This is a genomic window from Malonomonas rubra (assembly GCF_003247215.1).
GTDB classification, from domain to species: Bacteria; Desulfobacterota; Desulfuromonadia; order Desulfuromonadales; family Geopsychrobacteraceae; genus Malonomonas; species Malonomonas rubra_A.
In genome coordinates this window covers 12,723-26,506 of the sequence record NZ_QKAP01000015.1, presented here as the reverse complement: position 1 = coordinate 26,506, position 13,784 = coordinate 12,723, and the positions used below count along the sequence as shown (strand labels likewise).

The 13,784-nt window shown below is 54.8% G+C and carries 12 protein-coding genes; 6 read left to right on the top strand and 6 right to left on the bottom strand.

Translation table 11 applies throughout. The annotated features are described in order from the left end of the window. Positions 1 to 10: 10 nt before the first annotated feature. From Q7J88_RS01585 to Q7J88_RS01560, 6 genes are all read right to left on the bottom strand, one after another. Positions 11 to 577 (bottom strand): manganese efflux pump MntP family protein, encoded by a 567-nt coding sequence (locus Q7J88_RS01585; RefSeq protein WP_303720396.1) that lies wholly within the window; start codon positions 575 to 577, stop codon positions 11 to 13. 200 nt (positions 578 to 777) lie between these two features. Then, positions 778 to 1,287 (bottom strand): peptidylprolyl isomerase, encoded by a 510-nt coding sequence (locus Q7J88_RS01580; RefSeq protein ID WP_303720395.1) that lies wholly within the window; start codon positions 1,285 to 1,287, stop codon positions 778 to 780. A gap of 127 nt (positions 1,288 to 1,414) precedes the next feature. Next, a complete protein-coding gene (locus Q7J88_RS01575) occupies positions 1,415 to 3,598 on the bottom strand; it encodes an EAL domain-containing protein (protein WP_303720394.1) in 2,184 nt (727 codons plus the stop codon). A gap of 199 nt (positions 3,599 to 3,797) precedes the next feature. Continuing rightward, positions 3,798 to 4,202: a hypothetical protein gene (locus Q7J88_RS01570; protein ID WP_303720393.1), complete on the bottom strand. Its 405-nt coding sequence runs from the start codon at positions 4,200 to 4,202 to the stop codon at positions 3,798 to 3,800. Next, on the bottom strand, positions 4,199 to 5,404 hold the full coding sequence (locus Q7J88_RS01565; protein ID WP_303720392.1) for a VWA-like domain-containing protein: 1,206 nt from the start codon (positions 5,402 to 5,404) through the stop codon (positions 4,199 to 4,201). The genes Q7J88_RS01570 and Q7J88_RS01565 overlap by 4 nt, the downstream gene beginning before the upstream one ends. Further along, positions 5,394 to 6,455, bottom strand: a complete 1,062-nt coding sequence (locus tag Q7J88_RS01560; RefSeq protein ID WP_303720391.1) for a hypothetical protein — start codon at positions 6,453 to 6,455, stop codon at positions 5,394 to 5,396. The genes Q7J88_RS01565 and Q7J88_RS01560 overlap by 11 nt, the downstream gene beginning before the upstream one ends. 163 nt (positions 6,456 to 6,618) lie before the next feature. Here Q7J88_RS01560 and Q7J88_RS01555 point away from each other — a divergent pair, with 163 nt between their 5' ends. From Q7J88_RS01555 to Q7J88_RS01530, 6 genes are read left to right on the top strand one after another with little or no spacing between them, the layout of a single operon-like run. Further along, the gene (locus Q7J88_RS01555) at positions 6,619 to 8,460 is read left to right on the top strand and encodes a diguanylate cyclase (protein WP_303720390.1); all 1,842 of its coding nucleotides are present in this window, start codon (positions 6,619 to 6,621) and stop codon (positions 8,458 to 8,460) included. A 30-nt stretch (positions 8,461 to 8,490) separates the two neighbouring features. Continuing rightward, the gene (locus Q7J88_RS01550; RefSeq protein ID WP_303720389.1) at positions 8,491 to 9,234 is read left to right on the top strand and encodes an outer membrane lipoprotein-sorting protein; all 744 of its coding nucleotides are present in this window, start codon (positions 8,491 to 8,493) and stop codon (positions 9,232 to 9,234) included. Then, positions 9,234 to 10,451 (top strand): FtsX-like permease family protein, encoded by a 1,218-nt coding sequence (locus tag Q7J88_RS01545; protein WP_303720388.1) that lies wholly within the window; start codon positions 9,234 to 9,236, stop codon positions 10,449 to 10,451. The genes Q7J88_RS01550 and Q7J88_RS01545 overlap by 1 nt, the downstream gene beginning before the upstream one ends. Before the next feature lie 2 nt (positions 10,452 to 10,453). Beyond that, complete coding sequence (locus Q7J88_RS01540; protein WP_303720387.1) at positions 10,454 to 11,683, top strand: ABC transporter permease; 1,230 nt, start codon at positions 10,454 to 10,456, stop codon at positions 11,681 to 11,683. A gap of 21 nt (positions 11,684 to 11,704) precedes the next feature. Continuing rightward, positions 11,705 to 12,382 (top strand): ABC transporter ATP-binding protein, encoded by a 678-nt coding sequence (locus Q7J88_RS01535; RefSeq protein WP_303720386.1) that lies wholly within the window; start codon positions 11,705 to 11,707, stop codon positions 12,380 to 12,382. Beyond that, positions 12,379 to 13,587, top strand: coding sequence for a hypothetical protein (locus Q7J88_RS01530; RefSeq protein WP_303720385.1), 1,209 nt, complete (start codon positions 12,379 to 12,381; stop codon positions 13,585 to 13,587). The genes Q7J88_RS01535 and Q7J88_RS01530 overlap by 4 nt, the downstream gene beginning before the upstream one ends. Positions 13,588 to 13,784: the final 197 nt, after the last annotated feature.

Below are 13,784 nucleotides of genomic sequence, written 5' to 3'. Positions count from 1 at the left end.
GCAAGTATCTTTATCTCAGCAAGGTATGCTCAAGCAAGATTTTAGCGCCGATGGCGATCAGCACCAGCCCACCGAAAATTTCTACGCCGCTCCCCCAGGCTTTGCCAAGACGTCGGCCGAGCAGCATGCCACAGACGGTGAGAACGCCAGCAACCACTCCGATCACCAGTGCCGGTGTCCAGATCGTTACCCCGAGAACCGCCAAGCTTAAACCGATAGCAAGCGCGTCGATACTGGTTGCGATCGATAGCATCACCAACGATAAGCCACGGGTAGGGTCTCCATCGCGCTGGTCCTTGTTATCAGCGTGACAGGCTTCCCAGAGCATCTTGCCGCCGACTAGGGTCAGCAGGCCGAAGGCAAGCCAGTGATCGAACGCTTCGATCTGGGTCCGTACAGTGACGCCGGCCAGCCAGCCGCATACCGGCATCATGGCCTGAAAAAGCCCGAAGTGAAACCCGAAGCGAAACAGGTGACGGCCGGTCAGTTGCGGCAAAATCAACCCTGCTCCCAGGGCAACGGCAAAAGCATCCATCGCCAGTGCGATGGCTATTCCGAATAACGTCAGTAAATCCATCTTTTTTTGCTCATGAGATTTGCAAAACAGGTGGGCGTTTATAACATAGGACGGCTTTTTCTGTCATCGAAAAGCGGTTTTGCAGAAGCTTGTTGGATAGTGTCTAACTCGGAACTCCGGCAGGAATGTCGATGCTTATAAAGAAAATGATGAGATGGGAGAATCGAGGAGAGGCGGGAACCTCTCCTCGGTAAAAATATTCATTCGTCGATGCTGACGCTCTGAATGATTACCGCGTCTTTCGGCACGTCCTGATGATGACCGAAATTGCCGGTGGCGACTTTGGCGATCTCGTCAACCACCTCCATGCCCTCGGTCACTTTGCCGAAAACAGCATAGCCGTAGCCGTTTGGAGTCGGCGCTTTGTGGTTAAGAAAATCGTTATCGACTAGGTTGATGAAAAACTGGCAGGTGGCGCTGTCGACGACCTGAGTGCGGGCCATCGCCAGCGTTCCACGGGCATTGAGCAGACCGTTGTTGGCTTCGTTCTTAATTTCCGCCTTGGTCTTCTTTTGCTTCATTTGCGGGGTGAAGCCTCCACCCTGGATCATGAAGTTGGGGATGACGCGGTGGAAGATCGTCTGCTCGTAAAACCCGTCACGCACGTAGGAAAGAAAATTTTCACTGCTGATTGGGGCCTTTTCGGTGTTCAGTTCAATGGCAATCTGTCCCATGCTGGTCTGCATGCGAACAATCGGACTTGCACTCATGTTTTGCTCCTTTTTCACTAATTAGAAAGTAGATTGGTGGCAATGATAGCTATTTTCAAGCCGGGCGTGAAGGAAAAAACCGGAATTTGCCTAGAGAGTGGAAGAGCGGTTATGAGTGCCTCGGGGACTAGAATACTTTTCCCTTTTGCAGTTGCTTGGTAAATTCAGCGTCCGGGACAGGTCGGCTGAAGTGATAGCCCTGAAACATTTTACAACCTTTGCCAGCCAAAAAGGTAAGCTCAAACTCTGTCTCAACCCCCTCGGCGATAACCTTCAGTTCCAAGTGAGCGGCCATGGAAATAATAGTGTCGACAATCGCCGCATCGTTGGCGTCGGAGGCTATGTCGCGGACGAACGATTGGTCTATTTTGAGGATGTCGAGCGGCATCTGCTTCAGATAGGCCAGCGAAGAGTACCCAGTGCCGAAATCGTCGATCGACAATTCGATGCCAAGCTGCTTGAGGGCCTGCATCTTTTCAATGGTATCGACAACATTATCGATCACCATTCCTTCCGTCAGTTCGAGGCCGAGCAGAGACGGGTCGGCTCCGGTTTCCTCGAAAATGGCATGGACCTGATGAACGAAGTCGGGGTGCCGGAACTGGCGTGGACTGACATTAACCGCCAGATGCTTGACCGGCAGGCCGTCATCAGTCCATTTTTTCAGATATTTGCAGGCTGTTTTCAGGACCCAATGACCGATCGGCAGGATTAATCCGGTCGCTTCAGCGACAGGGATGAAGATTGTCGGGGAGATAAACCCCTTTTCCGGATGTCGCCAGCGGAGCAGGGTTTCCGCGCCTATAATTGCCCCCGACTGTTCGACTTGCGGTTGGAAGAAGAGAGACAGCTCATTCTTTTCCATTGCATAACGTAACTCTTTTTCGATCGCCAATCGCTCGTCGGCGGCAGATTGCATGCTAGGCAGGAAGAAGCGGATGGTGTCTCGGCCATCGTCCTTTGCGCGGTACATGGCTGTATCCGCATAGCGGAGGATGTCGTTACCGCTTTCGGTACCACCTTCTCCAGAGGGGAACATGGCCACACCGATACTCGGGGTGACATGCAAAACATGCTCGGAAATTTGATACTTCTGGGCCAGGCGCTCCTGAATGTTTTCTGCCTTCTGCTGGGCAATTGCCGCGGCGTTAACCGGGTCAGTGCCTAGGTCGGACAGCAGCAGGACGAATTCGTCGCCACCGAGACGAGACACCGTGTCTTCAGTTCTCAGGTCGATTGTCAGTCGCTTGGAAACTTCTTTCAGCAACGCATCACCGATTGGATGGCCGAGTGAATCATTGATGTTCTTAAACCGGTCGAGGTCGAGGAACAGCATTGCCCCGTAATGCCCGTGGCGGCGGGCGCGGGAAATATTCTGTTCAAGGCGGTCTAGCAACAGGCGACGGTTCGGTAGTTCGGTCAATGCGTCGAAATAGGCCAGGTATTCAATCCGGGCCTCGGCCTGCTTTCGCTCAGTGATATCGCGCATTGTACCGCAAATTTTATCCGGGTTCTTTCCAGCAGTTTCCTGATAGCGAGCGTTCAGCGAACATGGGATCAGGGTTCCGTCGCTGTCCTGCAAATATATTTCGTAATCGGTTACACTCCCTTCGCGGCGCAACATGGACATTAGGCGTTCACGTTTTTGGGTACTGGGAAAGATCGTACTTATATTTTCGCCGAGTATCTTTTCGCGCTGATAAAGGGAGAAAAGCGAAATTGACGGGCTGATTTCATAGATGGTGCCGTCAAGCAGAAATTCAAAGTAAACGTCCTGTAGGTTTTCAAAGATCAGTCTGTATTTCTCTTCGTTGTCTTTCACTTTCTGGTGAGACTGATTAAGCTCCTGCATCGTCTTTTGCAGGGCTTCAGTTCGGCGGCTGACCTCTTCTTCAAGATGTTCTTGGTAGGCCTTGTTTTCTGACAGCAACCGGGAGCGCTCAAGTGCCTGACTGATGGCGTGAAGCAGGACAGACATATCCTGAATAGGTTTCAGCAGATAGTTCCAGGCTCCGCGGCGGATCGCTTCGATAGCGTCGCCGATGATACCGGTTCCAGAGACAACAATGATAGGGATTTCCTGCCCCTGATCCTTGATAAATTGCAGGACCTCAAGTCCGTCGATATCGGGCATGCGCAGGTCGCAGAGTACCAAGTCTGGTCTATCCTGCTTGATTTTCTGAATCCCCTCACGACCATTCGAGGCTTCAATGACATCATACTCGAAATCTTCCAAAAACAGTCGGAAGCTGTCACGAATATTTTCTTCATCATCGATAGTGAGAATGAGTGGATTCTTTCGTTGCGTCATCCCTAACTCGTCCAGCTGCCTTGTGAATATACATCTCTTTATTGTCTTTGAAGAGTCTAACACACAAAAAATCGTTGCTGTAGCAACGATGAGAAAAAATCAATTTTCTCCCTGGTTGACTAGGAGATTATTTAATAAGAAGATCAGTTAGTCAATATTAATGTTGCTTTGTTTATTTAAGGTCTTATCTCGATGCGGTTCAAAGGTCTCCGGTCAACTCCTGTAATGTAAAGAGCTTGGGGTTGATGTTTTTAACCGCTACGATAATTTCCTGCAGCCGCCTGAAATCGACTTCCTCTTCGGTATCCCGATTTTGAAAAAAGGGGTATCCTTTCGGCAGTTCGCAGTATTGGTTATTTCTCAGCAAGGCAACGTCGACAAAGTCGTTAACGCGGCCGCTGGTTTCCCACGGGTCACGGTAGTTGTACTGTCGGGCGGTAATCTGCAACGCCAGCTGGTTGGGGAATACGCCGCGCACTTCAAAGGAGTATTCACGGGGGGACCCGTAATGTTCGTTCCGACCAGAACGACTCATGGTTTTTGCGCCAGCATCTTCAAGCAGTACTTGCAGATTTTCCTCTGTCATCGGTTGATCAGTGCTCATATTTGTTCCTCTAAATCTTCTAATCTCAATTCCAGACCCCAGTCGACCGGCTTTTTCCCGTCAGGGGACAGAACCCAGAGGGTTGGTATGTCGGATTGTTCCGGCGCCGGGCCGTAACCGTCGGTCAGGTAAATAATGGCTGCTGGGCGTGGTTGCATCTTTCGGGCGTAAGCGAAAACCGGGCGCAGATCGGTGAACCCACCGCCCCGGTAAACTTCGGCAACTTGCGGATTGCCGGTGAATCTATCAATTTTCTGAATTCTGCTGCCGGCATACAGCACCGAGATGCGGCTCTGCCGACCGTGAGCAATCTGCAACAGCTCGCGGGCAAATGCTTCGCGTAGCGGCTGGGTGTCAGTCGAGTCGCTGACATCGATTCCGACCACTAGATTAAGCAGTTGCTGTTTCCGTAATCCTGGGGTGTTGTGGCCAAAACGCCGGTGGCTGCGTTTCCAGGTCGAGGTACGACCGACCCGCCCGGCGCTGCCGACAAACTGGCGCAGAATCTGTTGCCAGGGAATCGTGGGTGGTGCCAGATAGGTGTTGAGCAGCTCTCTCAGGTCACCCGGAATTTCATTGTACGCTTTTTTTGCTGCGTTCCGCACCAGCTGCCGCACAACCTGTTCCGAAAGGGCAACCGGCGTGCGGTCCGCTTCCTGCCAGAACTGATGGTCATCGATCGTGGTTGGCTGTTGCCGGTTACTCTGCGTGTTTTCCCTCTCGGCAGTTTTTTTTTCGGCGTTCTTGTGTCGTTCCTGATCGCCAAGACCGTCCGCATGCTGGTTGCCGAGCTGCGGCAGTTGCTGCACCAGGTGATAGTATTCTTCTGCCGACAAGCCTTCGGCCAGCCTGAAGCGTTGCGGCAGTATCGCTTCTAAAGGCAGGTTTTGGATCGAGGGATTGATTGCCAAGTCGCAGGCCAGGTCCCAATGCCGCGGATTGCGTTGTTTGCGGCGGCAGGGGTGCAGATGCAGGATATGTTTGAGCAGGTGTTCGAGCAGGGCTTCCTGCTCGTCGGCGGAAAAGAGTGCAAAGCGGCTCGGATCGACGATCAAGGTCGGGGTGGTGTCGGCGATGGTGACCGCAACTGCTCTGGAGCCGATCTGTTGCCGGCGGCGAAACTGGAGCAGCAACTGGCCGTAAAAGGGGCGGCGTTTCAGAAGCCTGACAATGGCATCCTGCAGCGGCCGGTCAGGCGACATCCTGACTGATCCGCTGGATGGTTTCGAGGATGACGTCGTCGTATTTGTCCTGACAGAGGATTGCTGCGACCGGCGGGTTGCGCAGCAGCGACTTGACCAGGCCGAAGCGCATATCGCGTGGCAGCACGTCGATATAGGCGATAAGTGCATCCTGCTGCGGTTCACTTAAATCGCTGTTGTTCTGCAGGCGCGCCACCAGATCTCCCATGCTGGCGGCCTGGACATCATCCCGCTGATTTCGGGCCTGTTCAGATATTGCCGTCCAGCTGTCCAGGATCTCTTCTGCGGTCAGCGGGCGCAGACGTTGTTCCGCACACCACTGCAGAAAGCAGACGGCTGCTTCCCGGCCGATGACACCGCTGTATACTTCCATCTCCAGTTCTTGCGGAAAGCGGCAATAGCGGCGCAGGGTGCTGATCATCTCCCAGGCACGTTCCGAGGGTTCGACCTGCATGTCGAAGCTCTGGTTGCCACTGGAGAGCAGCTGCTGGTTGCCGGTGATAAACTGGCGGACGTCGCTGTCGTAGTTTTCTTTATGGGCGTGCTGCGCCCAGCACTCAGCATCAGTCTCGACTTGCAGGACCACCATCCGGTCGAGCAGCGCCCGGTCGAGGGGGGTGACCTGATAGCTGCCGTCCGGCGGGTTGATGGCGACAACTACGCGATGCTGCGGCGCCAACTGGTGAGTGTGCAGAGAACGCTGTTGCCCCTCGGCGGGTGGTTCGACGAACTGGAAAATAGCCTGTAGCGTGTCTTCCTGCTGCGCCCGGTTCAGTTCATCACAATGAATAACGGTTGGTGCTGCTGTCGCATCCGGCCACCAGCTCGGGCGCGACCAGTGCATCACTTCCGCTTCCCGGTAGGGAATGCCGACCAGATCGCCGACTTCCATCTGGCCGAGCCGTAACGGGATATAGCTTCTCTCAATCTCCCGGCAGACCTGGATAATGCCGGCGGTTTTTCCTACTCCCCGGTGCCCGACTACGCAGGGAGTCAGGTCGGTATTGGTGAGGATCTCCTTGAGGACGGTTTTCATCTGTTCAATGTTCATCTTTTTATCTCATCGGCAAAAGGCAACCTAAGTTGTCAGCTATAGATAGCACAGGGAGGGAAAGAGAGGCAAGGGGGCTGTCGCCTCGAACTTTTCCTTCTTTCAGCATCCGCTTCACTTCTTTGTTATTCTTATAAAATATATGCCGCAAAGGGGTGTAGGTATGTCCATCAGGCCTTTATCACTTGTACGGAGGAATATTTGTGTTCTGCTGCTGGCTCTGCTGGTGCTGTCCTGGGGCTATTTCTTTTTTTCCTTTACACGTGATCATAGAACCATCGAGCAGGAGTGCCATACCTACCTGCTTACACTGGCGGTCGGGATGGAAGAACATGCCCGACATCTGGTGCAGGTGATTGATATTCTGTTGCAGGAAATCACCCAGCATTTCTCGCATTATTCAGCTGACGAACTGCTCGTTACGGTCGCAGAATGGTTTCGGCGCTCTCCTGAGTTGGCTACCTTGGCGGTGTTGGATGTCGCCAGTGGAGAGATTCTTTTCTCTCTGAACGGTGCGCAACTAGACGTTGCCGTCAGCGCCGATGCTTTGACGGCGCTTGCCGGCGAACCAACGCAACTGCAGATCGCTGACAAGCTGTACTTCGGCAGCGACGGCCGCCAGCAAATCGCTTTTACCCGGCAGTTCAACTATCAGGGGCGCGACCTGCTGACGGTTTTTTTTCTCTATGCCGATTCCTTTCTCGATTTCCATCCGAATCTCGACCTGGGTAGTAACAGCGCGGTTGAGGTTTTCAACCAGCAGGGGATGTTGCTGGCCCGCGATCCGGCCGGAAGCAATTTACGCGCACATTCTTTTGCCGATCTGCCGCTGTTTAGAGTTTATCTGCCCAAAAGCCCGGTGGGGATTATCGAAGAGTCTCAATCGATCGACGCGATCCGGAGGATCGTTGCTTATCGTAAACTGGATGATCTGCCGTTGATCATCACGGTTGGCACGACCGTCGCTTCGGTGTTTCACGATTGGCAAAGCCGCCTGATCAATTTTTTGCTGATTCAGGTTGTCGTCAGCCTGACGGTATTGACGGCTTTGGTGATGTCGTTTCGGACGTTGCGGCGGGCAGAGAAAGTTGAGATCGACCTTGAGGAACGGGAAGAACATTTTCGCGCCATGGCCAATTCTTCTGTCGATGCGGTTATTTCTGTGGATACCTCGGAACGGGTGCTGTTCTGGAGCGTCGGCGCCGAACAGACCTTCGGCTGTTCGGCCGAGGAAGCGTTGAATATGCCGATTACCTGTTTTTTGCAGTTTGCTGACGAAGAAATTCCCTTGACGCTTAAACAGCTGGCGGACGTCAACTCGCCTTGGTCGAAACCGAAAACCCTCGATGTCCAGGGCCAGCGGAAAAGTGGTGAGGTTTTCCCCACCGAGCTAAGCATCTCGCGAGGGACAGCCGGAGGGCAGCGGCTTTACACCCTGATCGTGCGCGATGTGACCGAGCGTAAATCGATGGAGGAGCGGGTGCGCCGGATGGCGAGTCACGATCATTTGACTGGTTTGCCGAACCGGACGTTGCTGATGGACCGTTTGCAGGTGGCGATGGCTCAGGTACGGCGGCAGGGGGGGCAGTTTGCCCTGCTGTTCATTGACCTCGATAAGTTCAAACCGGTCAACGATAACTATGGCCACGATGTTGGTGATCGTTTACTGCAGCAGGTGGCGACCAGGATGCTCGATGCCATCCGCGCTTCCGATACCGTGGCCAGAATCGGTGGCGACGAGTTTGCCTTGTTGCTGAACAATATCGAGAACTGTAGTGCGGTTCACAGTGCCTGCGAAAATCTGCTAACCAGCTTGCGGCGGTCGTTCAATGTCAGTGGTATCCAGATTGAAATCAGCTGCAGTATCGGCGTGGCGCTGTTCAACGGTCAGGATAGCGATGCCGGCGATCTTCTGAAGCGGGCGGATAACGCCATGTATAAGGCGAAAAGGGATGGAAAGAACGGCTTTGTGTTTGCCGCTGATAGCGGCTCCAACGAGAGCTGAAACGCTCCTTGATGAGAAGCAGGAAAACAGATGCGTATCAGTGTATGGGTTCAACTTCTATTTATTGGCAGCTTTTTTTTCAGTTCGTCGGTTTTCGGTTTCGAGTTGCACGAACTGATACGAACCGTTGAGGAACAGTATAGCGGCGACTCTTCCGAGGTCGAATTGAAGATGACGATTAAAACAGGCCACTGGGAGCGGCATCTGACCATGGAATCCTGGTCGCTAGGGCGGGAGCGATTTCTGATCCGCATCCTCGCCCCGGCTAAGGAAAAAGGGGTGGCGACCCTGAAAGTTGAACGCGAGGTCTGGAATTACCTGCCGAAAGTCGACCGGGTGATCCGCATCCCCCCGTCGATGATGGGTGGCGCCTGGATGGGCAGCCATATCACCAACGATGACCTAGTCAAGGCGAATCATATCGATGAGGACTACGATTTTCGATTGTTGCAAGAGGATGGGCAGAGCTGGACCATCGAGGGGATTCCCAAGCCGGATGCGCCGGTGATCTGGGGAAAAATCATCTACCGGGTGCAGAAAGAGCCGCTGGTGCCGATCGATATCGAGTATTACGACGAAGAGGCGGTGCTGGTACGACGGATCCTGTTCGATGATGTCCAGACGGTCAGTGGGCGGACAATTCCGTTGCGGATGCAGGTGTTGCCGGTGGAAAAGCCGGAGGAGATGACCCTGATGCATTATAAGAAGGTCCGATTCGATGTCGATCTCACTGAAGATTATTTCTCCCTCGGACGCTTGAAGGGAAGTCGTTGATGCTTTGGCGATTGGCGATACGCAACATATGGCGCAACCGGCGTCGGACCCTGTTGACCTTGTCCGCGATGGTGGTTTCTTCCGCGTTACTGATCCTCTGCCTCGGGATATTTTCCGGGATGCTAAAAGACATGCTCGCTTCGGCCACTGAACAGTATTTCGGCCATCTGGAGATCAGCACGAAAGGCTATCAGGAAGATCGGGACATGTTTGCCAATTTCAGCGTCAGCGATGATTTTTTGCTGTTACTCCAGCCGCAGGTACTCGGTTTCTCCCCCAGACTGCGCAGCTTCGGATTGCTTTCCGGGCAGGACAAGAGTTCGCCGGTCGAGCTGCTCGGCGTCGAGCCGGAGCGGGAACGGCAGGTGACCAGCCTGCAGGATCACCTGCAGGCTGGTTCCTATCTGCTGGCGGACGACCATGAAGGTGCCCTGATCGGGGCCGGACTGGCACGACGGCTGGCCGTGAAACCGGGGGATCAGCTGGTTTTCGTCACCCAGGCCGCAGACGGCTCGATCGGCAACGATCTGTTGACTGTGCGCGGGGTCTTCGCCACCGGAGACCAAGGGCATGACAACGGCTTGGTGCTGGTGGCTTTGCCCTGGTTGCAGCAACTGTTGGTCCTGCCCGGTCGTTTGCACGAAATTGCGGTGCGGATCGAGCACCCACTGCAGGCAGCTGCTTTTGCTGCCCAGCTGCGGCAAAAGTTGCCCACCACTCTGGAGGTACTCGATTGGGGAGAGCTGTTGCCGGAAATGCGCGAGGTGGTGGCCAGCTACGACGTTTCGCGACTGATTATCGTTTCCATCCTCTACGTCGCGACCGGGCTCGGTATTCTCAATACCTTTTTCATGTCGGTGATGGAGCGGACCCGTGAATTCGGTGTGCTCATGGCGGTCGGGATGCGCCCCGGACAGGTTCGTCTGATGGTGTTGCTGGAAACCCTGGCGATGGGGCTGCTCGCGTTGCTGATCGGGGTTGTGTTCGGGGTTCTGCTCAGCCTCTATATGGCCTATGTCGGCATCGATTTGTCCGGCAGCCTGACACCGATCACCTATGCCGGTGGGACCATCTTACCGCGTCTGCATGCGGTGCTGGAGGTGACCAACGTACTGGTTCCGGCAGCGGTTTTACTGCTGGTCTGTCTGCTGGCCGGTTTTCTTCCTGCCAATCGGGCCGCGCGCATGCAGCCGGTGGTGGCGATCCGGGAGGAGTAGCCGTGGAGCTGCTGAATCTCGCTTGGAAAAATCTCTGGCGCAGTCGGCGAAGGACCCTGATTACCCTTGCAGCAGTCAGTTTCAGTCTGATGCTGGTGCAGGGTTCGCACAACCTCTCCTTCGGGGTCTATTCGGCGATGATCGACAGTGGGGTGCGCGCCGGAACCGGGCACCTGGTTGTCTATCAGCGGGACTACGTTGACAGCCGGGATGAAAAGTTCTCCTTCGCGCCGCAGCAGCTTGTTGAACAGATCGGTCAGCTGGACGGGGTTGAAGCGGTGTTGCCGCGGCTTTTTTTGCCGGGACTGGCCCAATCGACGCGGGAAAGCCGCGGCGTCCTTGTGACCGGGGTCGATTCGCAGGCAGAACAGAGGATCAACCCGTTTCTAAAAGGGATGTCGTTGGAACAGTTGCCGTCGCTTTCGGGACGGGAAGCGGTGGTTGGCAGTCGGCTGCTGAAGGAGTTGCAGCTTAAGCCGGGCAACAAGTTCGTCGTTACCCTGCAGAGCCGCGATGGGGAACTGGTCAGTGAGATGTTCCGGGTTCATTCGGTGGTCACGACCGGGATGAAAAACATCGACAAATCCCTGCTGCTGGTCGGCCGCGAACGTGCCGCCAGATTGGCCGGGATTCCAGGTGAGATTCAGGAATTGGCGGTGGTTTTGAGGGATCAGCAGGCTGAACAGGCGGTCTATCCGAAATTGCAGCGGCTGCTGAAAGATCGTCCACAATTACGCGCCCTGTCCTGGACCGAAGCGATGCCGAACCTGTCGAACGCGATCAAGCTCGATTATGCCAGTTCGCAGTTTATTTTTATCATTTTGCTGCTGATTGTCACTATCGGCGTGATCAACACCCTGCTGATGTCGGTGATGGAGCGCTTCAAGGAGTTCGGGGTGATCCTGGCGGTCGGGGCCAGTGCGCTGCGGTTGCGGATTCTGGTGTTTGCCGAGGCGTTTCTGCTTGGCGTGGTGGCGATGGTTCTGGGCAGTGTCTTCGGCTCCTTGTTGACCTGGTACCTGCAGGCAGTCGGCATCGACCTGCGCGACTTTATGGAGGGGAACCTCGAGTTCGGTGGCGTGGTTTTCGACCCCATCATGCGGGCTTCCTGGGACTGGCCCTATATGTTGCAGATTGCTTTTTTCATGTTGCTGCTGTCGCTGGTTGCGGCAATTTATCCGGCGATAAAAGCGGGCAGGATCCTGCCGGCCGAAGCGCTGCGGCATCACTAAATGAACTCGGAGAAGTCATCCATGTCTCTGATTGAACTGAAGTCTGTCAGCAAAATCTACCCGCTCGGCAATCAGCAGGTGGTGGCGGTGGCAAACCTCTCACTTAAAATCAAAGCGGGCGAATTTACTGTGCTGGCCGGTCCGTCCGGCAGTGGGAAAACCACGTTGCTGAATCTGATCGGTTGTCTCGATCAGCCAAGTGAAGGGGAGGTCTGGCTTGATGGGCATAATGTCGGCAAGGAGGAGGCGAAACAACTGGCCAAGCTGCGGTTGAATAAAATCGGTTTCATCTTTCAGTCCTATAACCTGATTCCGGTACTGACTGCGGCAGAGAATGCCGAGTTTACCCTGATGCTGCTTGGCATCGACAAGGTGAAGCGGCGGCAACGGATTGTGGAGCTGTTTGCTGAACTCGGCCTACAGGGGCTTGAGGATCGTAACCCGTCCGACCTTTCGGGAGGTCAGCAGCAGCGGGTCGCTATTGCGCGGGCGATGGCCGCTCAGCCAGCGGTGATTCTGGCGGACGAACCGACCGCCAGCCTCGACCTGCAGACCAGCGAAGATCTGCTGGCGTTAATGCAGCGGTTGAATGAAACCCAGGGCGTAACCTTTGTTTTCAGTTCACATGATCCACTGGTCATCTCGCATGCCCGGCGAGTGGTCAGTCTGCGGGACGGTTGTCTGGAGTCGGATCGGTGAACCGTCTTTCCTTGTTTCTGGTCCTGTGGTTTTGCATTCTGTTCCCCTGTTCCGCCTCTGCTGCGTTGCTGTCCGCTACCGAGCTGGGCGGACATCTGAAAACTCTCAACCTTTACCTCGACCGCTTACCGGACGGCAGTGCTGAAGGGTTGTTCTCATCGACAAGTTTGCGGCTCGATTTGACCGGTCGGGTTGCCGATGATTATGCTTTTGAGCTGTCGGTTGAACAGCAGCTGCTCTGGAGCGATCCGCCAGGTTTGGCCGGTTTGCAGGGCGATTCGACGAACCAGGCTGAGGCAGGTGAACATAGTTGGAATCGGGATGGGCGTTTTGAATCGCAACTGCGTCTTGATCGTTTGAACCTGCGGGGGCAGCGCTACGGAATCGATTGGTCGATCGGTCGCCAGGCGATCGGTTTCGGTCGCATCAGCCTGTTTTCTCCCCTCGATGTTATCGCACCTTTCCCCCCCGATGCGCTTGATGTCGATGTCCGTCCCGGTGTCGATGCCATCAAAATAACCCGTTTTTTCGGCCTAGGCGGGCAACTTGGCGGGGTGCTGGTGTTCGGTGATCAGCCTCGGCACAATAGCTACCTGTTTACCTTCAGTGAGAACCTTAACAACCTTGATCTGCTGCTGCTGACCGGCAGCTTGCGTGATCGGCCGATGCTCGGTGCCGGACTGGCTGGAGAGGTCGGGCTCCTAGGGCTTAAAGGGGAAGTCAGTTGGTATCGAGGAACACAGGTTGGCACGTTGCAGGGCGACCGGCGCGGCGACTTCGCGATTGCGGCATTGGAGGGCTGGTACCGTTTTTCCGGCGGCTTGGTACTGATCGGTGAATACTTGTATAACGGCGTTGGCAGTAACGATCCTGCGCAGTATCCGTTGGTGGCTACATCGGCCCCGTCCGCGGAAGGTCTGAGTTTCCTGCTGGGAAGGCATTATCTGTTGCTGGGCCCGGCCTATGAATTACATCCACTCGTAACCGCTAGTGGTTTGGTGCTTCACAATCTACAGGATCATTCCAGCCTGATACGTCCTCAAATGGCGATTTCCCTGTCGGACAATTTTCAGCTCGACCTGTTCTGGGCCTTTACGGTGGGCGATAAACAAGGGCTTGATCCAATTACGGGCTTGCCGCAGGTGCGCAGTGAATTCGGCGGTTCCGGAGATAGCGGAGGGTTGTTGCTGCGGTGGTATTTTTAAATTAATTTCTGTTTTTCGCGATTTAGCAAATGGTCTAATGCTTCACAATAGTTCTGACCGGCAGGGAGGCGGCTCTGGGGGAGCGGGTAGAACAGCCGGCCCCTCAAGCACAGGAGCCGGCTGTTCCTATGGCCTGAGGGAAGCGAGATCCTCCTCGGTTTTGACCAGCAAGATCTGCAACCCATTTTCGCTGAGAA